Raw genomic sequence first — 26,579 nt, forward strand, 5'->3', positions numbered from 1 at the left:
TACACCCTCATGTGTTAGCGCCTCTATTTTTATATCTTTTATTAGAATCCTAATGGAATACCAAAAGTGAAGAATCCAATTAGTAATGTTGACCATACAATTAAGAATGCAATTGAGTATGGTAACATAAGTGCAATCATATCTCCAATTGTGTATTCTGGTTTGTATTTTTTCATGAATACGAGTACAACACCTGCATAAGACATAAGTGGTGTAATAATGTTTGTAGATGAGTCAGCTACACGGAATGCCGCTGCTACAACATCTGGTGTCATTCCTGAATGTACTTGGAATAACATTGGTACGAAGATTGGACCAAGAAGCATCCATTTTGATGTTAAACCACCTACAAAGAGGTTGATAAGTGCTGTTACAAGGATAAATCCAATAATAAGTAAAACTGGTGAGTTATCAAGTCCCATTGATTGAAGACCTTTTGCTCCAAGGAATGTAATATATGTTCCCAGATTAGAGTTACTTAAAAGCGCTAAGAAGTTATATGAGAAGAATGTTAAAACAAGTACATAACCCATGTTACCCATTTGTTTTGCCATTGCTTTGATAATATCTTGAGCTGACTTAAACATACCTACTTTGATACCAAAGAATACACCTGGTACAAAGAACATAAATGTAATCATTAAAATAATGTTATCTAAAAATGGTGTTACTTTTGCACCTTCTTCATTAATGTATGTAGCTAAAGGACCAAACCCTAACATTGCTACAATAGCACCTGCTACTAATAAACCAAGACCTGCCCATTTTAAACCTTTATTTTCTTCTGGTTTAACAGTGAAGTCACTTAAATCAATATCTTCTGGAACAACATAATCTTGTTTTTCAAGTTTAGGTTTAATAAATTTGATAGTTACAAATGCCCCTACAATTGAAAGAACAAATGTTGAAGCTACTACAAAGAAGTAATGCATTGTTGGTGCATTTAATGCTTGCCCTGCTGCATTTACAAATGGCACCCCTTGGCTCTCTGCAAAGAGCTGAGCATTTTTACCAATGATAACGTCAATTGATGTTGCTGGAATAAGGTTAGCACTAAATCCAGCTGAAACTCCAGCAAATGCTGCTGCCATACCGATAAGTGGGTTTTTCTTAAGACCTGCATATAAAAGACCTGCAAGTGGAATAAGGATAATGTAACCTGCATCTGAAGCAATACTACTCATAATCCCTAAAAATACTAATACAAATGGTAAATATTTATCTGATACTTTAAGTCCTACTTTTTTAATAAGTGCTGTAAGAAGACCTGATTCTTCTGCAATCCCTACACCAAGCATAATGATAAGGATTGTACCAAGTACCCCTCCACCATAACCTAACCAGTTTTTAAGTAGAGCATTGTCAAAGATCCATCTAATATTTTCTGATGTAAACATGTTCTTAATCTCATTTACAACAGTACCCCCATCAGCTCCCATAGTTTCGAATGTTTTACCACCTAATACAAGTGTTAAAAGCATTACTACTACATAAAGCCCAATAAAGATAATAACTGGATCAGGAATTTTCTTACCTATCTTTTCTATGAAAGATGTACGTGTTTTCTTTTCTGCCTTCATCTCTAATCCCTCCTGTTTACTAAGCTGTCTATTTTTCGTTTGTCGTTAACCTTATGTTAACTTATTTATGTAACCATAATAGCATCTGTTTTGCAAGTTGTAAACCCCTTTTGTGCATTTTCTTATTTAAAGCATATTTTACACACATCTATTTTAGATCATTTTTTTCTCTCTTTTAATCTTTCATTTTTCTCATTCTTTATTCACTTTATCCCACTAAAGTCCTTTATAATTCAAGCTTTCATAGAGTTTATCTTTAATATAATTATGTATTTTCTTCTATAAACATAAAAAAAGAAGTAGCCTATTAAGGATACTTCTTTTTGGTAAAGATTTGTTTTTTCATCTTATGTCTATTAATTTTGCAAGTCATCATAACTCAAATTGCAATTTATCATTCCTATTTCTGAATTTTAAAAATTTAACTTCCTTTTATTCATTACATTCGTCTACTCTTCTTACGGTAAACCCACCTTCATTAAGTGCTTGAATAAGTGCCTTAACATTTTTAACATCTACACGTAGTATAATCTCTCTTAAATTCATCACTTCAATATCAATTTCTGCAATACTTATAATATTAACCCCTTGCTTTGTAATGATTTCAGTAAGAGTTGCTAGTCTTCCCTTTACATCTCTTGTAGTGACTTCAATTCTTGTATGCCCTACACCTAATATTTTATTAAAGGTCTTGAAAATAGCTTTATGGGTAACAATTCCTATAAACTCACCTTTCTCATTTTCAACAGGAACAAATTGTAGATTATGTTCTGCAAGTACTTGTCCTGGTACTTCAACTAAATCTCTCTCTTTTACTGCAGCAATTTTTGTTTTCATAAGTTCTACTATAGGGCGCTTTAAAAAGATTTCTTTCTCTTCACTACCATTAAAGTATTCTTCAAATATATATTTTTTAGAGATAACACCTACAAATTTTTTACCTGTTACTACTGGCAAAGATAAAAGGTGGTTTGTATCAATAAGTGCAATTGTGTCAGCAATAGTTGTTTGTACATCTACAACAGTAAGCTTTTCCACAGGAATCATGATATTTTTAACTAGCATAATTATTCCTCCTTAATTATGTAATATTTTAATTATATCACATTATATAATTATTTTCAGCGAACTTTATATATAGTACATTATATTCTTTACATTAAATATAATTATTATAAAATTTGACTACTACATCTTAAACTGTTATAATATCTTTATCTTCATTTGCTGGAGTAGCTCAGTAGGTAGAGCACATCACTCGTAATGATGAGGTCGTGAGTTCGATCCTCATCTCCAGCTTTACAAAAAGGGACACATCATCTTCGATGTGTCCCTTTTCTTTTTACCTATATCCAATCTAAACGTAAACAGGGTTGATACACTACGTCATTAGTGCCCAACCCTGTTCTCTCATTTATTCTATTTACTTTCTACCCGTTTTTGATATTTATATCTATATAAGATATTATAGATATTCTATATTTATTAAAGAGTCTTTCTAATATTTTTCGTTTAAATGTGTATATTTGCTTATTTTTAAAAAAGCTTTTTGATATTTGCTATATTATCTTTTCCGTTAATCTTATTTATATATTTCGTCTACATATTTCTATATTTTATTTTGGGAGAGGATATTTCATATATTTTGATATTTACTGAATTAGGATTTTAAACATAAATTGGGAGAGGGACGTTTAAATCCTAATCTTTAGTTCGTACATCTATATTTTTGCATACTTTTAAAATATGTTGGGGGTAATAAGGACTCTTTAAAATAGAATTTGAGTAAATTTGTACGATCCTCCTTCTTTGCAAATTTACATAACCGATTAGGTTAAAACGGGCTTTGTTCGCACAAAAAAAACACCTGTTATAACTAACTGTTATCTGCTTCGGTAACTGGCTACCATCTCTACTAAATGTAGAATTAAGGCCCTGTAGTTTTGCGTCATTACCTTTCGGTAATTTTGCCTTTATCGGTCATGTGGTGCTTAACATCTTATATATCGACTTATTTTTAAAACACTTTATAGCTTTTTAGAAAAAAAATTAAATTTTTTTCTAATTTTTTTCTAAAAGATGTCGAATACAGTCTTCTACTGAATCAACAGTATATTTTACATAGGATTTTAGATCTTCTTCTGCATGATTAAATGTAAAAGACGATGGATAACTTTCAAACATACTTAGATCATTCCATGAATCACCAATTACATAAATATGTTCTTCACTGCTTTCAAGTTTATCCATAAGTTTAGCAATGCCTGAAGCTTTCGAACACCCCTTAGGCACTATATCAATAAAAGTTTGATTACGATAAGCTATAATATCATTTCTATATCTATTATTTAACTGATTCTTAATCTTTTCTACTTCATCCACTGTCGCACCAAGGGCAATTAATGAAATAAGCTTAATCTCACCACTTTTTTCATTCATTTCTTCTTTTGATACTTTTTGTACTTCTAATGCCATCTGGTCAATAAAATCCGGATAACGATCCATATACGTACTGTATCCATCTACATAAGCCATATAAAAGCCATCTTTCTGGTCATAAGCATCATAAATCTCTTTAGCTACACTTTGTTTTATATTTTTTTCATAATAAGATCCTAAATGACTATCTAAAATGAATGCTCCATTACATAGTACAAGACCATCTATCTCTAAGTCATATTGTTCAAATACCTGTTTGGTATTAGCAAAGTCTCTTCCTGTACATAAAATAAAAGAATGTCCCGCTTCCTTTAAAAGCTTTATAGCATCAAGTGTCGTTGTAGCAATTTCTCCATTAATTAATAATGTTCCATCTATATCTGAAGCCAAAGTTCTCTTCATTCTATTCCTCCATATTTTTATCATCTAAAGTTCCTCTATATGCCTTACACCTTCGGCACTACTTAACAAACTCAAAAATTTTGCATGTTCTATTTTGGCAGGTGCTTTAATCGTTAATAATGTAATAACTTGAGTATCAGTTTTAATCTTAGGTTTGATAATATCTATTTCAGCCACTTGTAAGTGATTTGCCTTAGCAAAATCAAAAAAATCGCTTACACTGCTCATATTCGTAAATTCCACATATACGTTAATAACCTTAGATTTTGCAGCTACCTTATGGGTAACACTGTGCAAGGCTGTCATTGCTATGAAAATATAGATATAGGCAATAATAGCTCCACTATAAAATCCTATTCCTATAGCAAGCCCTACACATGCTGATGCCCATAAGGCTGCTGCTGTTGTAAGTCCCTTCACTTGATTTCTTCCTGTTACAATAATTGTACCTGCTCCTAGGAATCCTATACCACTTATTACTTGTGCACCCATTCTAACAGGATCCCCACTAAGACCCCATTTTTCAAATACATATTGATTAGTAATCATTGTTAAGGCTGCACCCATACATACAAGCATATAGGTTCTAAAACCAGCCGGCCTTTTCTTTTTAACTCTTTCTAGTCCTAATAGTCCACCAAAAAGTAGAGCCATTCCTAGTCTTACACTAATCGATAAAATATTAATTTCGGATAAAGCATGTTGTAATGTTTCCATATCCATTTCCTCAATAATATCATTTTGTCTAATATCTCCTAGTATAAGCCTTTTTCAATTTTTAATGCCCTTCTTATAAAAATAAGGAAAATAGAACTGTAAAAATACCTGTCATTCCTATCGCAAGTCCTGACATAGCACCTTCAAGCTCTCCGATTTGAATAGCCTTACTTGTTCCCATGGCATGACTTGATGCCCCTATAGCCAAACCAGCAGCCACTGAATGCTTTTCTAACTTAAGGACCTTGATCATACTAGGCGCTACCACTGCCCCTAATATACCTGTTATAACAACTGCCCCTATTGTAATCCCCGCTATACCTCCTTGCTTACTTGCAACTTCTATAGCAATAGGTGTTGTAACGGACTTAGGAATAAGTGATGCAGTGATCGTATCACTTAAGCCAAAAAGCTTACATAACAAAATAACACTTGTAATAGAAGTTAATGCGCCTACAGCTGTAGAAATAAGAATGGGCAAAATATTAGTCTTTAATGTTTCTAAATGCTCATACATTGGAATAGCTAATGCTACGGTTGCAGGTCCTAAGAATAAATTAATCAAGTCTCCTCCTTTATTAAATGCTTCTAGAGGTATATGACAAGTTTGTATCACTATGATTACAATTCCTATAGCAATAAGTAGTGGGTTGAGTACAGCTACTCCTGTTGTTTTATGTACTTTAAGACCAATCTGATAAGCTACTAAACATAATACAATCCCCATAAAAGGTGATGCTATCATTGCTTCCATCTATCTATTCCTCATTCTTTCTTGTAGTTTAGTAATACCTTTAGCTGTAAAAGCTGTTACTGTAAACGTTATAAACGTAGTCAAAATACAGATTGCTAATATGGGTAGTAAGTCTCCTTTTACTGTTTCAATACTCTCTATAATTGATACACCTGCCGGTATAAAGAAAAATGCCATATTACCTAATAAGAATTTACCTAACGTTTGAATCTGCCTAAGCTTTATCCATTTTAGAAATAGTAAAATAAACAGGGCTAACATCCCAATTATATTACCTGGTATGGCAATTGGTAATAATGACGCAATACCTTCCCCTCCTAAATAAATTCCAAAAATCACTGCTAGCTGAATAAACATATGTGCATCCATAAAAATCTCCTTCACTACAGTTAATTATATTGCAGTTCTATTATCTGCCTTCAGTCTTATAATTTCAAGTGTAATTAAGAGCAAAGTAAAAAAAGGAACTCAAAAAGAGTTCCTTTTTAAAACTTATTAAGACATGTAAGATACTACACCACGTGCACTATCCATACAAATTGTTGTTCCATTTTTTAAGATTGTAGTTGCATTTGTTGCACCTACGATTACAGGAATATCTAAAGCCATTCCAACGATTGCTGCATGTGAATTAACACCTGATTGCTCAGTAATAATACCAGCAGCTTTTTTAATAAGTGGGAAAAGTTCATTTGAAGTTTGTGGAACAACTAAGATGTCACCATCGTTAAAGTTGTTTTTTACATCTTCAATACTGTTACAAATACATACATTACCACTTACACTCTTTTCGTTAAGACCAGTTCCAGATACTAAAATCTTTCCCACTACATCAACTTTCATGATGTTTGTAGTACCAGATACTCCAAGAGGCATACCTCCTGTAAGTACTACTAAATCACCTTTTGATACAATACCTGTTTGTTCTGCAGCTTCGATAGCTGTTTCGAATAAATCAGTTGTGTTATCTTTTTCATCCATGAGTACTGGAATAACGCCCCATGTCATAGCAAGTTGGTAGTAAGTTTCTTTAGATGTTGTACATCCAATAATTGGACATGTTGGACGGTATTTAGAAATCATACGAGCTGTACGTCCTGATTTTGTAACAGTAACGATTGCTTTTGCTCCTAAATCATGTGCAGCTGCACATGTTGAATGAGAGATCGCATGAGTTACATTTTGTACTTCATCATCTTTTCTATTTTTGAAACGATTTACATAATCGATATCTCTTTCTGTTTGAAGTGCAATACGAACCATGATTTTTAAGGCTTCTACTGGGTAAAGACCTGCTGCTGTTTCACCTGAAAGCATGATTGCACTTGTACCATCATAAATTGCATTTGCAACGTCATTAGTTTCTGCACGTGTTGGTCTAGGATTTTTCATCATAGAGTCAAGCATTTGTGTTGCAGTAATAACTTGTTTACCTGCTGTGTAAACTTTTTTGATGATCATTTTTTGAAGAGCTGGTACTTCTTCAAGAGGAATTTCTACACCCATGTCACCACGAGCAACCATTACACCGTCAACTACACGAATGATTTCATCAATGTTGTTAACACCTTCACGGTTTTCGATTTTAGCAATGATTTTAATATCGTTCGCATTACATTCTTTAAGAATTTTACGGATTTCTAAAATATCATCTGCTGTTCTTGTGAAAGAAGCTGCAATGTAATCAAAGCCTGTTTTAGCACCGAACATAATATCTTCTCTATCTTTTTTACTAATGAATGGCATTGAAAGGCTAGCTTCTGGTAAGTTAACCCCTTTATTATTTGAAAGTGCACCATCATTAATAACTTTACAGATAATGTCTGTATTATCTTTAATATCGATAACATTTAATTCAATAAGACCATCATCTAAAAGAATAGCTGAACCTACGTGAACATCGTTTGGTAAGTTTTTGTATGTTACGCTTACGATCTCTTGTGTTCCTTCAAGATCTCTTGTTGTAAGTGTGAATGTATCGCCTTTTTTAAGCATAATTTTTGAGTCTTTAAATTTACAAACACGGATTTCTGGACCTTTTGTATCTAACATTGTTGCGATAGGAAGTCCTAGTTGTTCTCTAAGTCTTACAACTGTGTCGAATTTTTGTTTGTGACCTTCATAATCCCCATGTGAAAAGTTAAAACGTGTGATGTCCATACCTGCAAGCATTAACTCACGTAATACTTTTTCGTCATCAGTTGAAGGACCAAGTGTACATATGATTTTTGTTTTTCTCATGTTTTTCACTCCATTACTCTAGCTGTCTAATCTATTTTGTTTCTCTTACATCATACTGTATATAGGCCCCTATATTCAAGTATGAATGTCGGGATTTATTAATTTTGTAGATATTTATATAGTATGCCTAATTATTTTACATTTATTTAGTGTTTCTGATAGCTATTTTTTGACATTTTTCTATTTTATTTTTCCACTCTCTTTGTATATATGTTTACACATTATCGCCACAATATTCTAAACACTTTGTTTTTATGCACTTATTGCACAAGAATTTTTCAATAAATTCTAACTCCTAAAAAATAATTATGAGCCTTTCTTAATCTATTACCTAAACGTAAATTTCTTCAAAAAGCATATATAAAAAGCAATACACTATTAGTGTATTGCTTTTTATATATGCAGGTAACAGGACTTGAACCTGCATGAAGAAACCCCTCAATAGAACCTGAATCTATCGCGTCTGCCATTTCCGCCACACCTGCTTATTCAAATATTCACACTATTATTCTATCACTTTTATCTTAAATAAACAATATTATAGCTTAAATTATTATATCATCGCACAACAATACCCATTATATATCCTGCTAATATAAAGCCACAATTCCAAATTGCAATACCACCTATAGAGTAAATTGTAAAACTCCATACTTTCATTTTCCCTGTTCCTGCAACTAATGAAATAAGTGTTCTTGCTACAGGAATCAGACGACTAATAAATACACCTTTATTTCCATACTTATCTAAGTACCCAAAACTCTTATCAATAGCTGGTCTAGATTTTTTAAACTTAGTGTACACCTTATCTACAACAGGGTTTCCTATATAATATCCTAATGCATACAAACTATAACTTCCTAGCATACCTGCAAGGACAGATATAACTAAGGCATAAATAAAATTAATATTGCTTGTTGCTACTAAGAATCCTGCAGCAGGCATAATAATTCCTGCTGGTAGCCCAGGCAAATTTAAATATTCTAAGTATACAATAATGAATAAGAAAATAATTCCATAATCTTGCATATATTGTACAACTGTCTCCATATTTTCCATATACTTTCCTCTTTATAATATATTTTCCTTATTTCTTCATTACTATTATAATCATTTTTATTATAATTATAATACCCTAAGTATACTGTAGTAAAAAACCATTAAGAAATAATAAAGATTGCTTTCATTTTCAAGTGACAGTTGTTATACTTATCATATTGATTTTTTATAACATGTCAGACTTATGTGTTTTTTACACACTTTAATAGATGATTCATTTTATATAAAAGGAGTTAAAATTATGTCAATCAAAATTGTAACAGATAGTACAAGTTATCTACCTGAATCTCTTTGCAAACTTTACGATATATCTATCGTTTCCCTCAATGTTATTATGGACGGTGTAAGTCAGCGTGAAATAGACCTTTCAAATGACACATTTTATACTAAAATGGCTGAATCTCGCGAGATTCCTACATCTTCTCAACCTATTCCAGAAGAAATGATGGAAACATTTGAATCCCTCATTAAACAAGGCCATAGCATTCTTGGCATTTTCATCTCTTCAGAGATGAGTGGTACTTATGCAAATAGCCACCTTATGAGAGACCTACTACTTGAGAAATATCCAGATGCTGACATTCACTTTTTTGATTCCCTTACTAACTGTATGCAAATGGGATTTATTGCTGTAGAAGCAGCAAAAGCTGCCCAAGCTGGTGCTTCTATGGAAGAAGTATTAGAGCGCTGTGCATATGTACGCCAGCATAGCCGTTTTGTGTTTACTCCTGAAGTGTTAACTTACCTTCAAAAGGGTGGACGTATTGGTGGTGCCGCTGCACTTCTTGGAAACTTCCTTCAAATCAAGCCTATTTTAACGGTTAATCCTGATGGAAAAACAGACGTTTACACTAAAGTACGTACCAAGAAAAAAGCTGTTGCCAAATTAATCGAAATTCTCCTAGAAGAGATTGGAGATAAAGCAAACTTAGAAGATGTTATTGTACATCATATTAATTGTGAAGAAGAAGGGAAAGCTCTAGCCCATGCACTTTCTACACAATTAGATAAATCTGTTTCTATCCAATCTATTGGTCCTGTTATAGGCCTTCATGTTGGACCTGGTAGCATTGGTATTGCTTATCATTACAAAACCCATTAATCCCACAAAAGGTGGTATTGCATCCTTATGCAATACCACCTTTATCAATCTCATCACTATGTACTTGTGTGTACCATTCCCCCAACACCTTATCTGTTTTCAAAATATGTTCTGTAATCCATTCAGTAATAAAGCCTACTAAATCAATAAGGCATTGGGTTTGATTTTCATCTACCGTATAAATATCTATACTATCCATCTTCTCAATAAAATCTTGATGCATCACTTTATGAGAAAATAACTTATTATATTTAACTTTCATCATCAGTTTTTCTTCTTCAGCAAAATGGAATTTTGTATAATCTTTTAGTTCCTCTGCTAATTGCATAATCTCATCAAATCGATCAGTATAACTTGGAAGCATTAATAATTCATGGGCAGCTTCAGCAATTTCAAATAATCGTTGATGTTGTTCATCAATGATATCCACTTTAACTTTAAAACTATCTTGCCATTTTATCATCTGTAACACCTCTTTTATATTTCATTATAATGAGTATAGCATCTTTTTACTCCATACAAAAGATAAACTATGTTATTTTTTATTTCTTCTATCTAAATATTTTCTTTATCTTAAGTAATTTTTAAGTTCTACTTCATTACATATTTTAAAGCTATTTTTATAAAAATCGATAAGTCCTTCATCTTTCATTCTAGAAAGTTCTCGTGACATAGCACTTCTAGATACATTTAAATATTCTGCCAAATCATTACGATTAAGAGGAATATTAAACGCCCTTTGCCCTTCTTTATAACTTTGTTCTAATAAATAAAGAGCTAATTTTTCACGCATTCCTTTTAAAATGAGATAATCAATCTTTTGATTAAGATGATAGTTCTTTTCACCTAGTACATAAAGCATATTCCGAATAAGTTGTTTATGAAAGCCACAACTTTCCCCACATGTCATAAGAATCTTTTCATATGGAATAAATGCAACTTCTGTATTTGTTTTCGCTCTTACAGAAACAGGACTCATACGTTTCTTTGTACATACAATGCCTTCTCCAAAAATTTCCCCTGTACCAAGTACGCCTACAATCATTCGATCTCCTGCTCTATTTTCTTTAATAATCTCAACTTCGCCTTCTACTACAATACTTACCTCTTCTATCACAGAATGAAGTCTAATAATAAATTCACCTTCATTATATTTCTTTGTTTTAAGATTTAAACACCCTAAAAGAGACTCTGTATATATTGTATCAATTTCATTAAATAAAACGGATTTTTGAACAGCCTCTATTACCTTTGTCATTTTATTTCCTCCATATTTACAAAATGTTGCTATAGCAACACCACTTTTTTTATTTTTATATTATCTTATAAACATAAAAATTATGCAACTTACACAAGGAGTGATTGAATATATGAAAAATCAAGAAATGTTTTGTTACCAATGTCAAGAAACAGCTCATAACGCAGGATGTACTAAAGTTGGTGTTTGCGGTAAAACCTCAGAACTTGCTAACTTACAAGATTTATTAATTTACGTTACAAAAGGACTTTCCCAAGTGACTACACGATTAAGAAGTGAAGGTGTAGAAATTAGCCCATCTATTAATCACTTTATTACTTTAAACTTATTTACTACTATTACAAATGCCAACTTTGATGATGCTATTTTCTTCTCACGTATCCAAGAGACATTAGCTATAAGAAATGAGCTATTACAACAGCTTAATATTAAAACACATCTATCAGATGCAGCTTTATGGAATCTTACTTCTAAAGAAGACATTTACGCTTCATTAAATCAAAAAGCTTCTGCATCAGAAGTAGGTGTTCTAGCAACCCAGGATGAAGATATCCGTTCACTAAGAGAACTTATTACCTATGGTTTAAAAGGCTTATCCGCTTATTCAAAACATGCTTATGCCTTAGGTCATACCGATGAGTCTATAGATGTATTTCTTCAATCTACTTTAGCTAAATTATTAGATGATACTTTATCTGTTGACGAACTTATTGCTTTAACATTAGAAACGGGTAAAGTTGGTGTAGATGGTATGGCATTATTAGATACTGCAAATACATCTTCATATGGCAATCCTGAAATCACATCTGTTAATATTGGTGCTGGTTCTCGCCCTGGTATTTTGGTATCTGGTCATGACCTTAGCGATCTTGAGCAACTTCTTATTCAAACAGAAGGTACTGGCATTGATATTTATACGCACTCAGAAATGCTACCAGCTCACTACTATCCACAACTCAAAAAATATTCTCACTTAGTAGGTAACTATGGAAATGCATGGTGGAAACAAAAAGAAGAATTTGAAAGCTTTAATGGACCAATTTTAATGACGACTAACTGTATTGTTCCACCAAAAGCTTCCTATAAAGATCGTCTTTACACTACAGGTGCAGCAGGCTATGTAGGATGTAAACATATCGAAGGTGATACTGGTAATCAAAAAGATTTCTCCTCTATCATTGAACATGCAAAACACTGTCTTCCTCCAACTGAAATCGAAACAGGAGAAATTGTAGGTGGATTTGCTCATGCTCAAGTATTTGCTTTAGCGGATACTGTTGTCGAAGCAGTTAAATCTGGAGCAATCAAAAAGTTTGTTGTGATGGCTGGTTGCGATGGTCGTGCCAAATCTAGAAATTACTACACTGACTTTGCATTAAACTTACCACAAGATACTGTTATCTTAACTGCTGGATGTGCTAAATACAAGTATAACAAACTCACCTTAGGTGATATTAATGGTATTCCTAGAGTTCTAGATGCAGGACAATGCAATGACTCTTACTCTTTAGCGCTTATTGCACTTAAATTAAAAGAAGTATTTGGCTTAGCAGATATTAATGAATTACCTATCATCTATAACATTGCTTGGTATGAACAAAAAGCAGTTATTGTTCTACTTTCTCTTCTTTACTTAGGTGTTAAAGAAATTCACTTAGGGCCAACACTTCCTGCATTCCTTTCTCCAAATGTAGCAAATGTACTTATCGAAAACTTTGGTATACAAGGGATTCAAACAGTAGAAGAAGATATGGAGCTTTTCTTTAATGACGCTACTTCTACTCCATCTAATGAAGTACACAAAGATATGATTATTGGAGATATCCTTAAATTAAATCCTGACTATGCAAAAGTATTATTGCAAGCAGGTATGCATTGTCTTGGATGCCCATCTTCACAAATGGAAACACTAGAAGAAGCTTGTGCAGTTCACAATATTGATGTAAATACACTTTTAAAACAATTCAACTAAAAAAGAACCTAGTATGGTATGACACACCATGCTAGGTTCTTTTCTTATTCACTCCAATCTAATTTTGTGCTTTTTTCATCCTAATCTTAACAGCCACTACCCACAATAAACTTGCCACAAAAATCCCTATCGTATCTGCGCTTAAATCAAGTAAGTCCATGGAACGTTCTGCTGCGAAGAGCTGCATCACCTCTGTTGAACCTGCAAATACGAAGATACATGCCACTACATAATACCAAATAGGAAGTTTGCGATTTCTTATTAAATACTCTAAGTAATACACACCTGTTAAGACAAAAAACATTCCAAAATGTACAAGTTTATCAATATTAGGTATACCTACTTGTGGCACACTACTTCCTGGCATCCAAATGGCTATTAAAATGAGAATAATAGCACCTATTGTAAACTTATAGCCCATCAGTTTCTTAACCATGTTTAATTCCCCCTCAATTTTCACTATCTCTATTGTATAAGGAGGCTGTCCATTTCGCAACTCCTCTTTATATTATTTCCCTGGAAATAGCATAGTATTTTACCTATATACTATTTGCTTATTTAGTATGAATCTTATATGATATAAAAATAAAATTATATTTCAAAGGAGTTTTCTATGTTTGCGTCTTTTATTGACTTTATTAAGAAAGAAGTTGTTCTAGTCATTGCTTTATCTTTAGCAATTATTACTTCTTTATTTTCTCTACCTAAGCTTGCATATATCGACTTTAAAGTGCTTATTTTACTTTTTAACTTAATGATTGTTGTAGCAGCTTTTAAGCAACTCAATGTACTCGATACAATAGCCATCCTACTCTTAAAAAGATGTGGAGACTTAAAAAAGGTTTCTTATGTACTTATTTTCATCACTTTTTTTGCTTCAATGTTTATCACCAATGATGTTGCCCTTATCACCTTTGTCCCTCTGACCTTAGTCATTGCAAAAAAAGCAGAAGTAAATGTACTCAAAATCATTGTTTTTCAAACTTTAGCTGCCAACCTAGGAAGCGCTTTAACACCTATGGGAAACCCTCAAAATCTTTTTCTCTATTCTTACTATAATCTTTCCTTTGGTGATTTTATCAGATGTATGCTTCCTGTATTTATAGTCTCTACCTTATTTTTAATACTACTTATATATAAAGAAAAAAATACAAAATTTCAAGTGGAACTACTTCTTCCCCAATTAGGGAATCGACTACATATTATAATTTATATGCTACTCTTTGTCATCATTCTACTTTCAGTTTTTCGTTTACTTGATTATCGTTTTGCATTTATTGTAGTATTACTTAGCGTACTCCTATTAGACCATAAGCTTTTTACTCAAATAGATTATAGCTTACTTCTAACTTTTGTAGGTTTCTTTATTTTTGTTGGAAATCTTTCCAACTTACCTACTGTAAAAACTTTTATGGAACAGCTTTTGTCTACATCATCTAGTACTTACTTTGCTTCACTAGCTGCTAGTCAAGTTATAAGCAATGTTCCTGCTACTATGTTACTTGCACCGTTTACTACATTTCCTGATGCGTTGCTATTAGGTGTGAATATAGGTGGTATGGGTACACTTATTGCTTCTTTAGCTAGTGTTATCTCATATAAACTCTTTACCAAAGACCTTCCTGAACAAAGTAATACATACTTATTTCAGTTTACGCTATATAACTTCTTAGGTCTTCTTATTTTTATACCCTTCATCTATCTCCTTTTCATCAGATAATTGTATTCAAAAAAGCAAAAGATCAGCTAGTCCTCAAACTAGCTGATCTTTTTAATGTGGTTTACGAATAACAAGTAGAAGTTTCTCTACCCATCCTTTTTTATACTTTATTGATATATACCCTACAATGGACATAACTACTGCGCCAATAGCATCAACGATTAAGTCTTTCATTGTATCCATCAAAGCCATTCTTCCTATTAAGTTCTCACCATTTTCAAATGCAAATTTTTGCATATTGGTATGTAAAAGACCATCAGCAAAAAATTCATAGAATTCCCATATAACGCCCATTGTTATTGCAAAGCAAAATGCAAATACTGCTACAAATAATGGACTTAAATTCATAGGAACTCTTTCTGTCTTATTTAAAAAGTTAATAAAAGAAAATCCTAGCGCTCCAAGCATTGCACCACTAAAAGTATGCAAAATACTATCCCAGTGAGGCACATTATAATAAAAACTACGTACTTCTCCTAAGTAAATCGCACAGTATAAAAAGAGTGTATAAAGAAGCATCATACTTGAAGGAATCTCTAAGTTAATTTTCTTTTTAAGCATACCAGGTAATAACATAGCAAATACACCCACTATACACTGCAGAAGCATAAGGACATATTCACTCTTAAGTCTTTCAAAAGGTCTAGTCGGATCCAGCTCAGTTGGTGCCAATGTCATTGCAATCACAATAAATACAATAGAAAAGATAAGTGAAAGCATAACAAAATAATTAAAGGCCTTTTTCCAATTGATTTTTTTAATATTCACAGGCTAATCTCCTTTTCTTTACTTCTTTTAATTATAAAGGAATTTCACCATACGTCAATGCCCTACTAAAATAACCTCTCTTGCCCCTTCTTCTAAAGCGAGTTCTCTAAGACTTTCCATATAAGTTTGTGTAGGTGTCATCATAAGTGCCTCATGATGCTTAACACCTACTGGTCTAAAAGCAATCAGTTTGTAACGAATTATTGTCTCCGATTGTTTCAATATTTTGGCTACTTCTCTTACTGTTTGCTCATTATCAAAGAGTTCTGGCACAATAACTGTACGTACTTCATAAAGCTTTCCTGATTTTGCTAAAAACTCTAAGTTTTTAAGCACCATTTTATTAGTGGTTCCAATATATTTAAGATGTGTCTTTTCATCGTATACTTTCACATCTAACATAACGCCTTCGCACCATTTAAGAAGTTCTTCTTGTTCTTCAAAGTCACATGATCCATTGCTATCTATCATGCAACTTAATCCTTCTTGTACTGCCAACTCAAAGAGTTCACCTAAAAAACCTTTTTGTAACGTACACTCTCCCCCTGATACAGTAATACCATCAATAAAATGCTTATAGGGCCTAATCCCGTCTACTATTTGTTCTGCTGTAAGTTGCATAACTTTTGGACTACTGCTATTACCACAATTTCCCGTACAAACGCCACATTCTACGCAACTTTCCTTATCCCACTGAACTGTTCCATTTTCTTTTTTCAACGCACCTTCTGGACAAAGTGATACACACTCACCACAGTGTTTACATTTTTTGATTGTTTCTGGATTATGGCAATAAATACAATTAAAATTACAACCTTGCAAAAAAATCGTCATTCTATTGCCCGGTCCATCTACTGCACTAAATGGAATAATTTTATTTATAAAACCCTCTGTCATTTTTGCACCTTTCTTTCTAATACTCTACCATTTCTCACTTGTCCTTGCCCTAATACAACTGTATCTTGTAACGTTGCAATACCTTGGTCAAGTTTTTCAATTTCACTTTTTTTAACTAAGTATCCTGTAATACGAATCACATCGCTCTCTGTACTATAAAGTGAAAAATAGCGCATACCTTCTTTAAATGCACCTTCAATAATTCTAAGGACATATGCTGGATTATTAAAAGCCGTAACCTCAAACGGGAATATATCACCTATACCTGATGGGAAGTATTTATGGAATCTAGCTGATTGTACAAGGTGTTGTAAAAGTTCTGGTTCTTCTCCAATTGGGATACGACAGCCTGGACTAACATTTATATCATCGCCTATTCCAACTTGAGCATGAAGTAATAAACGCTCTTTAGTTGCACCACAATGTGGGCTGACATGCTCTATTATAAAGGTATGCATGATTTCTATAATATGTTCGCCTAAATCATTAGCTACTTGGCTATGACCAAATCTATCATCATGTCCTTCTATACTTAATAAGTTATTTACACATTCTGCAAGTCCTACAAGTCCAAACATAGAAGTAAAGTTGTCCTTGCGAATAAATCCTTCTTTAACTAAAAAGTTAGTTTCAAAAAATGTACTTTCTTCTATTATAAAGCGAATACGTTCCTCGATGTAATTTGCCATACATTCCATTGCACGTGGCAACGCTGTTTCAAAAAACTCTTCTGTATCTGTTACTGTCATTGCCAATTTAGCTAAATTCATACGTACAAGTGTATGTGCACCCCCTGCAACAGGAAGCCCATTATAACAACTGGCAATACCATACTCACCTAACTCTGTTTTAAACATCTTATCATTTGCAAAACTTGGTTTTGCAGTTTTAAGTGCAGTCACAATCGCAAGTTCAGCAAATTCACGAGATGTCGTATCATCATATTTAAGTGTAATATTTGGTGTTGCATTTTGGAGTTCTTGTTCTAACTCAAGAATAATACGCCCAGCACGTGTACTCTTTGGTCCAATGTTTGCATGACAAAACGAATCTGTAATTGTACGATCAATATGGGTTAAAAAGAGTTTAATTGCTAGACGTGCTTCTTCTTCATTCTCAATAAAAGGTTCCAAAAGGGTATCAATATTGCCAATATAAACTGGCATTGTTGTAATAGATGGGACGTGCTTATAGAAAATAAGGAGTGTGTGTGTTGCCTCCCAAATGTTTGTCGGTGGTGCTAACTCTAAAAAGCTACAGCCTTTTTTCATAAGTTTCTCATAATCTGGCAAAATGTAACGTGGTCTATAAGGTGCATTTCCTTCAAATAAATCGCAAATAATACCTGCTTCACGTAATACTTGTATTTCATCACTGATATTTAAAACATTTAATGTATTTTCTGCGTAACGTGCAAGGTTTACTACTTTTTGCTCAAAAGTAAGAGTTTGATCTTGTATAATATTTAACGCCATGATGTACCTCCTTGTGGGTCATGTTCATTTCTATCTGATGTTGACTTTTACTTACTATCTTATAAGAAAAACTATTTTACGTAAAGTGCAAAATCATCCAATGCTTCTCTAAATACCTTCGTAACATTTGAGGGTGCCAAACCATTAGGCAATATATAAGAAAAGTTTCTTTTATAAGGTTCATCTAACTTGATAATATGGATTTCATCCATCAAATTTGCCTCTTTTGCAATGTAAACTGATACCATAGCAATACCTAGTCCATTTTTTACAGCTTCCTTTATGGCATAATTACTGCCTAGGATTAATTTTGCCTTTGGAACGATTTGATTATGGGCCAAGAACATATCAAGATATTCTCTAAGCCCAGACCCTTCCTCTCTTGTTACCCATCTTTGATTCTGCAAACTTTCTATAGAAAAAGGTTCTCTTCCTATCTGTTCCTCTTTATTGGTCACAATAACCAATTCATCCTCTAAAAAATAAACCTGTTCAAAGTCACCGGTATAGCCTAAGCCTTCAATTAGGCCTATATCTAACTGAAGCTCTTGAACCTTTTGTCTGATTGTGGCTGTATTATTGATCAACACTTCTATTTCAATATCAGGATACTTCTCACAAAAGCTTTTCAAAAAGTAAGGTAAGATACATTCTCCGATTGTATAAGTGGCACCTATTCTTAAATGCCCTTTAACCGTACTTGATAAATGCTGCATTTCTAACTCTGTCGTTTCTAAAAGTGCAATCATTTCTTTTGCTCTTCTATAAAGTAAATAACCTTTTTCTGTTATCGTGATATTTTTTTGCCTAACAGAGCGCACAATAAGTTGCGTATTAAAATGTTTTTCTAAGTTCTTAACATGTACACTCACGCTAGGCTGAGATAAATTAACTTTTTCGCTTGCTTTAGTAAAATTTTTATATTCAACAACTGCAATAAACGTTTTTAGTTCTTCTAACATACTTTACTCCAATGATTAATTTTTTTAATGATAAATATTAAATACATTCATTTTACTTATCATTATAACCGACTTATACTAACACTATCAACGAAATAATTAATGAGGTGAACTTTATGATAACAAGATTAATTTCTCCAATCAAACTCACTCGCCATCATTTTAGTAATATTCCTATTGCAATTACAGGCATTTCTCTTGGTTTTATTACACTTGGTAACTTATGGGGCGACTTAGGTTCTTATTGGCTTAAATATTTTGCAAACATTTTTTCTGCTGTAGCGGTTATTCTTATGCTATTAAAAATCTTCTTACATCCTAAAAAATGTTATAAGGAAATGCAACATCATATGACAGGAAGTTTCTATCCAACTATTGGTATGACACTTATGGTATTTTCTAATTTTGTTGCTAGTACAGTTAATCTTACAGCTGGTAGATGGATTTGGTGGATTGGCATCTGTATTTTCATAGTACTGGCTGTTGTATTTATGATTGCACAAATCAAAAATTTCTCATGGCATAATGTACTTCCAAGTTGGTTTGTACCATTAGTAGGTATTGGGGTTGCTGCTGTTTCAAGTGGTGGTGTACAGATGAATGATTTTGCATCTAACTTTTTCTATATTGCATTCTTTATCTATCTTATGGCACTTATTGGCTTAATTTATCGCATTGTAACACACGGTAACATTCCTGATGACAAAAAACTTACGTTAGCCATCATTGCTGCTCCTGCTAGTGTATGTTTAGCTGGTTATATGGCTACTACCCAAACACCTTCAACTATTATCTTAGCTATTCTCGTTCCATTAGCACTTGTTTCAACATTCTATGTTTATACATTAATTCCTAAGTTCCTTAGAATACCTTTCCATCCAGGACTCGCACCACTTACCTTCCCATTAGCAGTAGGTACAGTAGCCGTACAACGCTTGTCTAACTATTTAGCAAGTATTAACTCAAGTCTTGCAGGTTTATTCAATCAACTTTTCTATATTGAATTATTTGTTGCTACACTCGTAATCGGTTATATTGTTTATAAACTTTTATTCCTTCTTTTCAATACACTTTTTAAAGATAATAGAGAACTTATTCCTCATTAAAAAAAGACAACTTCACTTACATGAAGTTGTCTTTTTTTAATATAAAAGGCTACAACTTTCAAAAGAATATTGTAGCCTTATTTTTATTGTAAATAATCTTTTAATTTATTACTTCTGCTCGGATGACGAAGTTTTCTAAGTGCTTTTGCTTCGATCTGACGAATACGTTCTCTTGTAACATTAAAGTCTTTACCAACTTCTTCAAGGGTACGTGCACGTCCATCTTCAAGACCAAATCTAAGCATAAGTACTTTTTGTTCTCTCTCTGTAAGTGTTTCAAGTACTTCGCCTAACTGCTCTTTTAAAAGTGCAAAAGAAGCTGCCTCAATTGGAACTGGTGTATCTTCATCTGGAATGAAATCTCCTAAATGACTATCTTCTTCCTCACCAATTGGTGTATCAAGAGAAACAGGTTCACGTGAAATTTTCATAACTTCACGTACTTTTTCAATAGGCATGTCCATAAATGCTGCAATTTCTTCTGGCTGTGGATCACGACCAAGTTCTTGTAGTAATTGTTTTGATGCTCTCATTAAACGATTCATTGTCTCTACCATATGCACTGGAATACGAATAGTACGTGCTTGGTCAGCAATTGACCTAGTAATAGCTTGTCTAATCCACCAAGTTGCATAAGTACTAAATTTGAATCCTTTACGGTAATCAAATTTCTCTACAGCTTTGATAAGTCCTAGATTTCCTTCTTGGATTAAATCAAGAAGTGCCATACCACGTCCAATATATTTTCTTGCAATACTTACAACAAGTCTTAAGTTAGCTTCTGCTAATCTTTTCTTTGCTTCTTCATCACCTTGTTCAATACGCTCAGCAAGTGCAATTTCTTCTGCACTTGAAAGAAGTGGTACTTTCCCAATTTCTTTTAAGTACATACGAACAGGGTCATCTATACTCATATCATCTGGAAGGGTAATATCTATTTCTTCTTCGACTTCAGCTTCCATTTCTTTCATATTACCTATAATATCGATACCTTGAGCTTCTAAATATTCATATACCTGTTCTATTTTTGTAGGGTCCACATCTAAGTTCATAAATGCTTCCATGATATCTGTTTGCTCGAGTACACCTTTTTTCTCTTTAGCCAAGGCAATAAGCTGTTCCAGTTTTGTTTTAAACAATAGTTTTGGATCTTGTACTTGTTCTTTCAAAATTCTGTACGCTCCTTCGGATGATATTTTAACAATGTCTATTGACTTAATAAATGTTTTATAGTATACTTTATCTTAAATCCTTTAACCTTATAATAATACCTTTTTTAAAGGCTCTTGTCAATATTTTAGACACAAATTTTATATTATAATCATAAATCTACAAAAAAGCCCTCTTCCTATTATTGGTAGAGGGCTTTTTTCCTAAATTTGCCTATTTACAGCCATATAAAGAAGTGCGTTACATAATGCTGCCGCAATATTACTTCCGCCCTTTCGCCCTTTTGCAACAATATAAGGTACATTTACTTGCATCATTTGCTCTTTTGATTCTACTACATTGACAAACCCTACGGGTACACCTATAACAAGTTCAGGAGATAGTTTCCCTGTTTCAATAAGTTCTTTAATTTTCATAAGCGCTGTTGGTGCATTTCCTACAGCAAATATTAGAGGATAATTAAGCTCTGCTGCTTTTTCTATTGCAATAGCAGATCGTGTTGTACCTTCTTCTTTGGCACGCTTTGCTACATCTTCATCTGCCACAAAACAATGCACTTCGCCTCCAAGACTTGCAAGAGTTGTTTTATTAATGCCGGCCTTAGCCATTTGGGTATCAGTTACGATGTGAGCTCCATTTTTGAGAGCTTGAATGGCACGTTCCACAACGTGATCAGAAAAACATAAATTGGTTGCGTAATCAAAATCAGCACTTGTATGAATCGCACGCTTAATAAGCGGTGCATGCAAGGGATTAATTGTAGTTTCTCCCAAAATTTCATCTATCATACGAAAACTTTCTTTTTCTATCTCAAAAGGAAGCATTTTTTTAGTATTTTTCTCTATTTTATACTTTTTACATGCTTCAACAAAGGATTTAGCCATATTGAGATGACTATAAAAGTGAATATGAGGATAACCTGCAAATAAGCTTTCATTTGCTTCAATACACTCCCATACTATATTCTTACCACTTTTAATTGCTTTAAAACTTTCTCCATTATAACTAGAATCTGAATAATGAAACTCATGAGCTCTTAGCCAACCACCTTTTTTACTTAGTAAATTATCCTTTTGGGCTTCTAATTGTATATATCCAAATCGCATTAACCTTTTAGTCATGTGACTTTCTCCTCTTAGAGCGCCTACCATTTCATAGCTTTCATTATCCAGAAATGTTAACCTTTCTTGCAAGTACATAAATCCTCCACATTCAGCAATACAAGGTAATTTATTCTCTATAGCATGTTTTATAGCTGCTTTCATTTGTATATTTTCAGCCAGTTGTTTAGCATAAACTTCTGGATAACCGCCTCCTAGTATAAGGCCTTGGATTCCTTCTGGAAGCTTTTTGTCTACTAGTGGTGAAAAGGCTATCAGCTCTATGCCCATTTCTTCTAAGAGCTCTAAATTGTCTTCATAATAAAACGAAAAAGCCTTATCCTTTGCAATAGCAACTCTTATTTTATTCTTACAATCTTCATAATCTAGTTTTCTTAATACTTCTGGTATTTCACTCTCTATTTCTTTCGCCTCATTTGCGAGTTCAAGTAGGCCCTCAATATCTATAGTTGCTTTTGTATGGGTATAAAGGGTCTGTATTTTTAAATCAAGTTCTTCTACTTCTTTTGCTGTAACTAATCCTAAATGTCTACTTTCTAGACTTACCTCCTCCAAATGTGGCAAATAACCATATACTTTTAGTGACGTATGCTTTTCTATCATTTCTTTGTAATAATTATAGCTCATTTCTGTAATGCCATTAAGAATCACACCTTTTATGGTATTCTCCTTAAAATTTAAGAATCCTTCTAAGAGAGGTACAATTGAAAGGCCCATTCCTTTACAAGATGTAATGATGACCGTTGGTGTTTGTGTTTTATACGCAAGTTCATAACTACTTCCTTCCGTTGTATCTGATATACCATCATAAAACCCCATCACACCTTCTATAACTGCTACATCTGCTTCTTTTGTATGCTTTTGTAAAAGATAGTTACAATTTTGCTCACCTATCATATATAAATCTAGATTATAAGATGGCGTATGCAAAACCTCACGATGAAACATTGGATCTATATAGTCCGGTCCACACTTAAAGGCTACTGTTTTCAATTGCCTTTCTTGAAAATGCTTCAATACAGCACATGTTAATGTTGTCTTACCTGCCCCACTACCAACGCCCGCTATCATTAATCTTGCTTTAGACATATACTTCTTTTCCTTTCAAAGTTAAAATAAAAATCGGATTTTGTCCCATCATCATATTATAATCTCCAATTTGTTTACTATTTGCTACAGTCACCTGTGTACAATTAAATTCTAAATTGAAGTGTTTTGTACAGCTAAGTGCTTCTTGTAGCGTTTCTAATGTAATTGCTGTAAGTACAATCTGCACCTTAGGATTTTTATCTAAAAGTATTTGGAGTATTGCATTCAGTTCTCCACTACTTCCTCCAATAAACACCTTATCCGGCGTCGGCAAATCACTTAGTCCATCAGGACACTTTGCTTCTATCACCTTCATATTAGAAATTCTAAAATGCTTTTGGTTGGTGTAAATAAGTTCTATTGCTTCATGTTTCTTTTCTAATGCATAGACAAATCCTTTTTTTGCTATTCTCGCCATTTCAATACTGACAGATCCTGTCCCTGCCCCTATATCATAAATACAATCTTCTAGACTCAACTGTAATTTACTCAGACATATGGCTCGAATTTCTTCTTTGGTCATCGGTACCTTACCTCGTATAAAACTTGTATCTGATAAACCGTAGGTAATACAAGACTCAACATGATCTTGTTCATTTTCAATCAATATAACTGCCAAGTCACTAAAAGACTCCTTTACAAACATCGTAGCTGTTCCTTCTAAAATACGTTCTTCTGGATAAGATAAGTTTTCACCTATATACACTTGCAAATGCCCTAGTCCATGTTGCTGCAATGTCTTACAAATATCTTGCACTTTACAGCTTCCACCTGTTAATACAAATAAAGTTTTATGAGTAAGTACCTCTCCTAATACTTTATTTTCCCGCCCATGTACACTTATGGTATGTATATCACTATAAGGTCTTTGAATTCGACTGCAAAAATACTGTAATGAACTTACGCCTGTTATAAATTCAAGCTTAACCTTTGCCCCATATTCTTTTTTGATCCAACTTGCAATACTAAAGAATCCTGTATCTCCTGATGCTAACAGACCTATTAAGCTAGACTCTTTTTCTATCTCATTATCACTTAAGTATTGCTCTAAAAATATTTTCATCTCACTCAAATTACAACTATAGCTTGCTGCATGCTGTGATTTTAAATTCTCTACTTCATTCACTAATCTACTGGGCCCCATCAAAACATCACATCTTTTGACCGCATCCATTGCCTCACCTGTCAAAAACTTTCTATTCCCTGGTCCCATTCCTATCACTTTAATAACTTTATCCATGCTTCACCTCCTCAAACCATTTATAAAATTGTTGCAAATTCATCCCTCCCTCTTCATCTGGACGCCTTAAACAAAGTAAAGTAACACCAAGTTGCCTAGCCGCTTCTACCTTTTCCTCCATACCACCTACTGTACCGGAATCTTTTGTCACCATATAACGTGCCTGTATCTGATTAAGCATGGCTTTATTCAACTCTAAAGAGAAAGGCCCTTGCATACAGATAAGATGAGACATCAGATAACCTCTTTCTAGTTGCTCATCTATACTTTTTGCCATGGGAAGCATACGGATATAAATCCGCTCCTTAAAATGAGTTAACTTTGTATAAGCCTGTAAATCTTTGCTCCCTGTAGTAAGCAGAATATTCCCTTGGGTATTTTCCAAATAACTTATAATCTCTTCTACCGAACTAAAACTTAAAATCCTATGTTCTACTTCTTCACGCACGATACGTTTATAAGGCATTTCTAATTTTTCACAAGCTTTCTTACAATTTTGTGTAGCTTCTTTTGCATAAGGGTGGGTTGCATCAATCACTAAATCATACTGTTGTTTTTTAAAGAGTGCTTCAAACCCACTTTCATCTAACCTTTGCTGTAAAACTTGAACATCCTTTTCTTCTTCTAATAGCTCTTCTCCATATGTAGTTGCCACACTTACTGTAACCTGTATGCCATAGTTTCTTACAAAGCTTATTATCTTCCTTGCTTCTGTAGTTCCTCCTAGTACAAAAACATTTTTAAACATCATAATGTTTTTCATAGCCACGTGGTGTAACCATCTTGCCATTAATAACTTTTGTTTCACTATTCCCTATGATTACAGTTGTAAACATATCCACTTTAGCATTTACCATTTCTTCTAATGTACACACTTTAATATTTTGCCCTTCACGTCCAATATGCTGCACATATCCCGCCACTGTCTCTGGTCTTTCATATTCCATAATAATCTTACAAGCTTTTTCTAAATAATCATGACGTTTCCTACTTGATGGGTTATAAAAGCAAATAACAAAATCTGCCTGTGCTGCTAAAGCAATACGTTTTTCTATAGTCTCCCAAGAAGTTAATAGGTCACTTAAACTAATCATTACAAAATCATGGATAAGCGGTGCGCCTAAAACGGCAGCTGCACTACATGCAGCTGTTACTCCTGGTATCACTTCAATTTCTACTTCCGGATGGTCTTTTGCAACTTCATGTACGATACCAGCCATGCCATATACACCTGCATCCCCACTACAAACCATTGCGACTTTCTTCCCTTTTAGTGCTTCTTCTAAAACTATCTTACAGCGGTCTACTTCTTGTTTCATCCCTGTAGCTAAGAAAGTCTTTTCTTTAAAATCCTCTCGTATTAAATCTACATAAACTGTATAGCCTACAATAATGTCACATCCTTCTAGTACTTCTTCTGCTCTATTTGTCATCTCAAATATGCCACCAGGTCCTAAACCTACAATATATATTTTCCCTATCATTTCACGTTTCCTTTCTATTCCCT

At 33.4% G+C, this 26,579-nt stretch carries 24 protein-coding genes, 2 tRNA genes, 1 pseudogene and 1 riboswitch; of the genes and pseudogenes, 5 read left to right on the top strand and 22 right to left on the bottom strand.

Translation table 11 applies throughout. The annotated features are described in order from the left end of the window. Positions 1-41 precede the first annotated feature (41 nt). Together PBV87_RS04455 and PBV87_RS04460 are read right to left on the bottom strand one after the other, a co-directional pair. Positions 42-1,580 carry an AbgT family transporter gene (locus PBV87_RS04455; RefSeq protein ID WP_053984305.1) on the bottom strand — a complete coding sequence of 513 codons (1,539 nt, stop codon included), beginning with the start codon at positions 1,578-1,580 and terminating at the stop codon, positions 42-44. Positions 1,581-2,012: 432 nt separating this feature from the next. Continuing rightward, on the bottom strand, positions 2,013-2,645 hold the full coding sequence (locus PBV87_RS04460; RefSeq protein ID WP_053984306.1) for a CBS domain-containing protein: 633 nt from the start codon (positions 2,643-2,645) through the stop codon (positions 2,013-2,015). Positions 2,646-2,806: 161 nt separating this feature from the next. On the opposite strand from PBV87_RS04460, the gene PBV87_RS04465 reads away from it, so the two are divergent. After that, positions 2,807-2,879, top strand: a tRNA-Thr gene (locus PBV87_RS04465). 592 nt (positions 2,880-3,471) lie between these two features. Further along, positions 3,472-3,562, bottom strand: a riboswitch (cyclic di-GMP riboswitch). Positions 3,563-3,641: 79 nt separating this feature from the next. Here PBV87_RS04465 and PBV87_RS04470 read toward each other — a convergent pair. The 7 genes from PBV87_RS04470 to PBV87_RS04500 form a co-directional block, all read right to left on the bottom strand. Continuing rightward, complete coding sequence (locus tag PBV87_RS04470; RefSeq protein ID WP_271011284.1) at positions 3,642-4,421, bottom strand: Cof-type HAD-IIB family hydrolase; 780 nt, start codon at positions 4,419-4,421, stop codon at positions 3,642-3,644. A gap of 24 nt (positions 4,422-4,445) precedes the next feature. Beyond that, positions 4,446-5,138, bottom strand: a complete 693-nt coding sequence (locus tag PBV87_RS04475) for an MgtC/SapB family protein (RefSeq protein ID WP_242847661.1) — start codon at positions 5,136-5,138, stop codon at positions 4,446-4,448. A 73-nt stretch (positions 5,139-5,211) separates the two neighbouring features. Continuing rightward, positions 5,212-5,892: an LrgB family protein gene (locus PBV87_RS04480; RefSeq protein WP_271011285.1), complete on the bottom strand. Its 681-nt coding sequence runs from the start codon at positions 5,890-5,892 to the stop codon at positions 5,212-5,214. Beyond that, entirely contained in the window at positions 5,893-6,261 is a 369-nt protein-coding gene (locus PBV87_RS04485) for a CidA/LrgA family protein (RefSeq protein ID WP_271011286.1), read from the bottom strand. It abuts the gene before it with no gap. A 126-nt stretch (positions 6,262-6,387) separates the two neighbouring features. Further along, the gene (gene pyk / locus PBV87_RS04490; protein ID WP_053984311.1) at positions 6,388-8,133 is read right to left on the bottom strand and encodes a pyruvate kinase; all 1,746 of its coding nucleotides are present in this window, start codon (positions 8,131-8,133) and stop codon (positions 6,388-6,390) included. Between the two features lie 400 nt (positions 8,134-8,533). Continuing rightward, positions 8,534-8,618, bottom strand: a tRNA-Leu gene (locus PBV87_RS04495). Positions 8,619-8,691: 73 nt separating this feature from the next. Then, the gene (locus tag PBV87_RS04500; RefSeq protein ID WP_271011287.1) at positions 8,692-9,192 is read right to left on the bottom strand and encodes a DedA family protein; all 501 of its coding nucleotides are present in this window, start codon (positions 9,190-9,192) and stop codon (positions 8,692-8,694) included. Positions 9,193-9,433: 241 nt separating this feature from the next. On the opposite strand from PBV87_RS04500, the gene PBV87_RS04505 reads away from it, so the two are divergent. Further along, positions 9,434-10,294 carry a DegV family protein gene (locus PBV87_RS04505; RefSeq protein ID WP_271011288.1) on the top strand — a complete coding sequence of 287 codons (861 nt, stop codon included), beginning with the start codon at positions 9,434-9,436 and terminating at the stop codon, positions 10,292-10,294. A 25-nt stretch (positions 10,295-10,319) separates the two neighbouring features. On the opposite strand, the gene PBV87_RS04510 is transcribed toward PBV87_RS04505, so the two are convergent. Both PBV87_RS04510 and PBV87_RS04515 read right to left on the bottom strand, forming a co-directional pair. Continuing rightward, positions 10,320-10,757, bottom strand: a complete 438-nt coding sequence (locus PBV87_RS04510; RefSeq protein WP_271011289.1) for a bacteriohemerythrin — start codon at positions 10,755-10,757, stop codon at positions 10,320-10,322. A 105-nt stretch (positions 10,758-10,862) separates the two neighbouring features. Continuing rightward, entirely contained in the window at positions 10,863-11,552 is a 690-nt protein-coding gene (locus PBV87_RS04515; RefSeq protein ID WP_271011290.1) for a Crp/Fnr family transcriptional regulator, read from the bottom strand. A 112-nt stretch (positions 11,553-11,664) separates the two neighbouring features. Here PBV87_RS04515 and hcp point away from each other — a divergent pair, with 112 nt between their 5' ends. Further along, positions 11,665-13,524, top strand: coding sequence for a hydroxylamine reductase (hcp, locus tag PBV87_RS04520; protein WP_271011291.1), 1,860 nt, complete (start codon positions 11,665-11,667; stop codon positions 13,522-13,524). 58 nt (positions 13,525-13,582) lie between these two features. Here hcp and PBV87_RS04525 read toward each other — a convergent pair whose 3' ends face one another. After that, positions 13,583-13,960, bottom strand: a complete 378-nt coding sequence (locus PBV87_RS04525) for a VanZ family protein (RefSeq protein WP_271011292.1) — start codon at positions 13,958-13,960, stop codon at positions 13,583-13,585. 177 nt (positions 13,961-14,137) lie between these two features. Here PBV87_RS04525 and PBV87_RS04530 point away from each other — a divergent pair, with 177 nt between their 5' ends. Continuing rightward, complete coding sequence (locus PBV87_RS04530) at positions 14,138-15,244, top strand: SLC13 family permease (RefSeq protein WP_271011293.1); 1,107 nt, start codon at positions 14,138-14,140, stop codon at positions 15,242-15,244. A 51-nt stretch (positions 15,245-15,295) separates the two neighbouring features. Here the strand turns inward: PBV87_RS04530 and PBV87_RS04535 are convergent, their stop codons facing one another. The 4 genes from PBV87_RS04535 to PBV87_RS04550 all read right to left on the bottom strand — a co-directional run bounded on the left by PBV87_RS04535 (position 15,296) and on the right by PBV87_RS04550 (position 19,346). Beyond that, entirely contained in the window at positions 15,296-16,012 is a 717-nt protein-coding gene (locus PBV87_RS04535) for a DUF2238 domain-containing protein (RefSeq protein WP_154668819.1), read from the bottom strand. Between the two features lie 54 nt (positions 16,013-16,066). Continuing rightward, the gene (locus PBV87_RS04540) at positions 16,067-16,909 is read right to left on the bottom strand and encodes a YjjW family glycine radical enzyme activase (RefSeq protein WP_053984318.1); all 843 of its coding nucleotides are present in this window, start codon (positions 16,907-16,909) and stop codon (positions 16,067-16,069) included. Continuing rightward, positions 16,906-18,384 (bottom strand): YjjI family glycine radical enzyme, encoded by a 1,479-nt coding sequence (locus PBV87_RS04545; RefSeq protein ID WP_271011294.1) that lies wholly within the window; start codon positions 18,382-18,384, stop codon positions 16,906-16,908. Before PBV87_RS04545 ends, PBV87_RS04540 begins: the two co-directional genes overlap by 4 nt. 71 nt (positions 18,385-18,455) lie before the next feature. Beyond that, positions 18,456-19,346 (bottom strand): LysR family transcriptional regulator, encoded by an 891-nt coding sequence (locus PBV87_RS04550; protein ID WP_053984320.1) that lies wholly within the window; start codon positions 19,344-19,346, stop codon positions 18,456-18,458. 116 nt (positions 19,347-19,462) lie between these two features. Between PBV87_RS04550 and PBV87_RS04555 the strand changes: the two genes are divergently transcribed. Continuing rightward, positions 19,463-20,452, top strand: coding sequence for a TDT family transporter (locus PBV87_RS04555; protein ID WP_271011295.1), 990 nt, complete (start codon positions 19,463-19,465; stop codon positions 20,450-20,452). A gap of 83 nt (positions 20,453-20,535) precedes the next feature. On the opposite strand, the gene rpoD is transcribed toward PBV87_RS04555, so the two are convergent. The 6 genes and pseudogenes from rpoD to cobJ form a co-directional block, all read right to left on the bottom strand. Then, on the bottom strand, positions 20,536-21,621 hold the full coding sequence (rpoD, locus tag PBV87_RS04560; RefSeq protein WP_053984322.1) for an RNA polymerase sigma factor RpoD: 1,086 nt from the start codon (positions 21,619-21,621) through the stop codon (positions 20,536-20,538). Positions 21,622-21,825: 204 nt separating this feature from the next. Then, positions 21,826-22,446, bottom strand: a complete 621-nt coding sequence (locus tag PBV87_RS22995) for a precorrin-8X methylmutase (protein WP_271011408.1) — start codon at positions 22,444-22,446, stop codon at positions 21,826-21,828. Positions 22,447-22,488: 42 nt separating this feature from the next. After that, positions 22,489-23,832 (bottom strand): annotated as a pseudogene (locus PBV87_RS04570) (cobyrinate a,c-diamide synthase); the annotation flags it as partial. Further along, positions 23,825-25,072: a precorrin-6y C5,15-methyltransferase (decarboxylating) subunit CbiE gene (gene cbiE, locus PBV87_RS04575; protein ID WP_053984323.1), complete on the bottom strand. Its 1,248-nt coding sequence runs from the start codon at positions 25,070-25,072 to the stop codon at positions 23,825-23,827. The gene cbiE and the pseudogene PBV87_RS04570, both read right to left, overlap by 8 nt. After that, a complete protein-coding gene (gene cobK, locus PBV87_RS04580) occupies positions 25,065-25,862 on the bottom strand; it encodes a precorrin-6A reductase (RefSeq protein ID WP_271011296.1) in 798 nt (265 codons plus the stop codon). Before cobK ends, cbiE begins: the two co-directional genes overlap by 8 nt. Next, positions 25,813-26,553 carry a precorrin-3B C(17)-methyltransferase gene (cobJ, locus tag PBV87_RS04585; RefSeq protein WP_271011409.1) on the bottom strand — a complete coding sequence of 247 codons (741 nt, stop codon included), beginning with the start codon at positions 26,551-26,553 and terminating at the stop codon, positions 25,813-25,815. Before cobJ ends, cobK begins: the two co-directional genes overlap by 50 nt. Positions 26,554-26,579: the final 26 nt, after the last annotated feature.

It is taken from the genome of Holtiella tumoricola (assembly GCF_027857615.1).
Lineage (GTDB): Bacteria > Bacillota > Clostridia > Lachnospirales > Cellulosilyticaceae > Holtiella > Holtiella tumoricola.

Excerpts from the sequence above, each read along its gene's own strand:
- PBV87_RS04455 (WP_053984305.1), bottom strand. The coding sequence starts at position 1,580 with ATGAAGGCAGAAAAGAAAACACGTACATCTTTCATAGAAAAGATAGGT.
- PBV87_RS04460 (WP_053984306.1), bottom strand. The coding sequence starts at position 2,645 with ATGCTAGTTAAAAATATCATGATTCCTGTGGAAAAGCTTACTGTTGTA.
- PBV87_RS04470 (WP_271011284.1), bottom strand. The coding sequence starts at position 4,421 with ATGAAGAGAACTTTGGCTTCAGATATAGATGGAACATTATTAATTAAT.
- PBV87_RS04475 (WP_242847661.1), bottom strand. The coding sequence starts at position 5,138 with ATGGAAACATTACAACATGCTTTATCCGAAATTAATATTTTATCGATT.
- PBV87_RS04480 (WP_271011285.1), bottom strand. The coding sequence starts at position 5,892 with ATGGAAGCAATGATAGCATCACCTTTTATGGGGATTGTATTATGTTTA.
- PBV87_RS04485 (WP_271011286.1), bottom strand. The coding sequence starts at position 6,261 with ATGGATGCACATATGTTTATTCAGCTAGCAGTGATTTTTGGAATTTAT.
- pyk (WP_053984311.1), bottom strand. The coding sequence starts at position 8,133 with ATGAGAAAAACAAAAATCATATGTACACTTGGTCCTTCAACTGATGAC.
- PBV87_RS04500 (WP_271011287.1), bottom strand. The coding sequence starts at position 9,192 with ATGGAAAATATGGAGACAGTTGTACAATATATGCAAGATTATGGAATT.
- PBV87_RS04505 (WP_271011288.1), top strand. The coding sequence starts at position 9,434 with ATGTCAATCAAAATTGTAACAGATAGTACAAGTTATCTACCTGAATCT.
- PBV87_RS04510 (WP_271011289.1), bottom strand. The coding sequence starts at position 10,757 with ATGATAAAATGGCAAGATAGTTTTAAAGTTAAAGTGGATATCATTGAT.
- PBV87_RS04515 (WP_271011290.1), bottom strand. The coding sequence starts at position 11,552 with ATGACAAAGGTAATAGAGGCTGTTCAAAAATCCGTTTTATTTAATGAA.
- hcp (WP_271011291.1), top strand. The coding sequence starts at position 11,665 with ATGAAAAATCAAGAAATGTTTTGTTACCAATGTCAAGAAACAGCTCAT.
- PBV87_RS04525 (WP_271011292.1), bottom strand. The coding sequence starts at position 13,960 with ATGGTTAAGAAACTGATGGGCTATAAGTTTACAATAGGTGCTATTATT.
- PBV87_RS04530 (WP_271011293.1), top strand. The coding sequence starts at position 14,138 with ATGTTTGCGTCTTTTATTGACTTTATTAAGAAAGAAGTTGTTCTAGTC.
- PBV87_RS04540 (WP_053984318.1), bottom strand. The coding sequence starts at position 16,909 with ATGACAGAGGGTTTTATAAATAAAATTATTCCATTTAGTGCAGTAGAT.
- PBV87_RS04545 (WP_271011294.1), bottom strand. The coding sequence starts at position 18,384 with ATGGCGTTAAATATTATACAAGATCAAACTCTTACTTTTGAGCAAAAA.
- PBV87_RS04550 (WP_053984320.1), bottom strand. The coding sequence starts at position 19,346 with ATGTTAGAAGAACTAAAAACGTTTATTGCAGTTGTTGAATATAAAAAT.
- PBV87_RS04555 (WP_271011295.1), top strand. The coding sequence starts at position 19,463 with ATGATAACAAGATTAATTTCTCCAATCAAACTCACTCGCCATCATTTT.
- PBV87_RS22995 (WP_271011408.1), bottom strand. The coding sequence starts at position 22,446 with ATGCTTCCTTTTGAGATAGAAAAAGAAAGTTTTCGTATGATAGATGAA.
- cbiE (WP_053984323.1), bottom strand. The coding sequence starts at position 25,072 with ATGGATAAAGTTATTAAAGTGATAGGAATGGGACCAGGGAATAGAAAG.
- cobK (WP_271011296.1), bottom strand. The coding sequence starts at position 25,862 with ATGGCAAGATGGTTACACCACGTGGCTATGAAAAACATTATGATGTTT.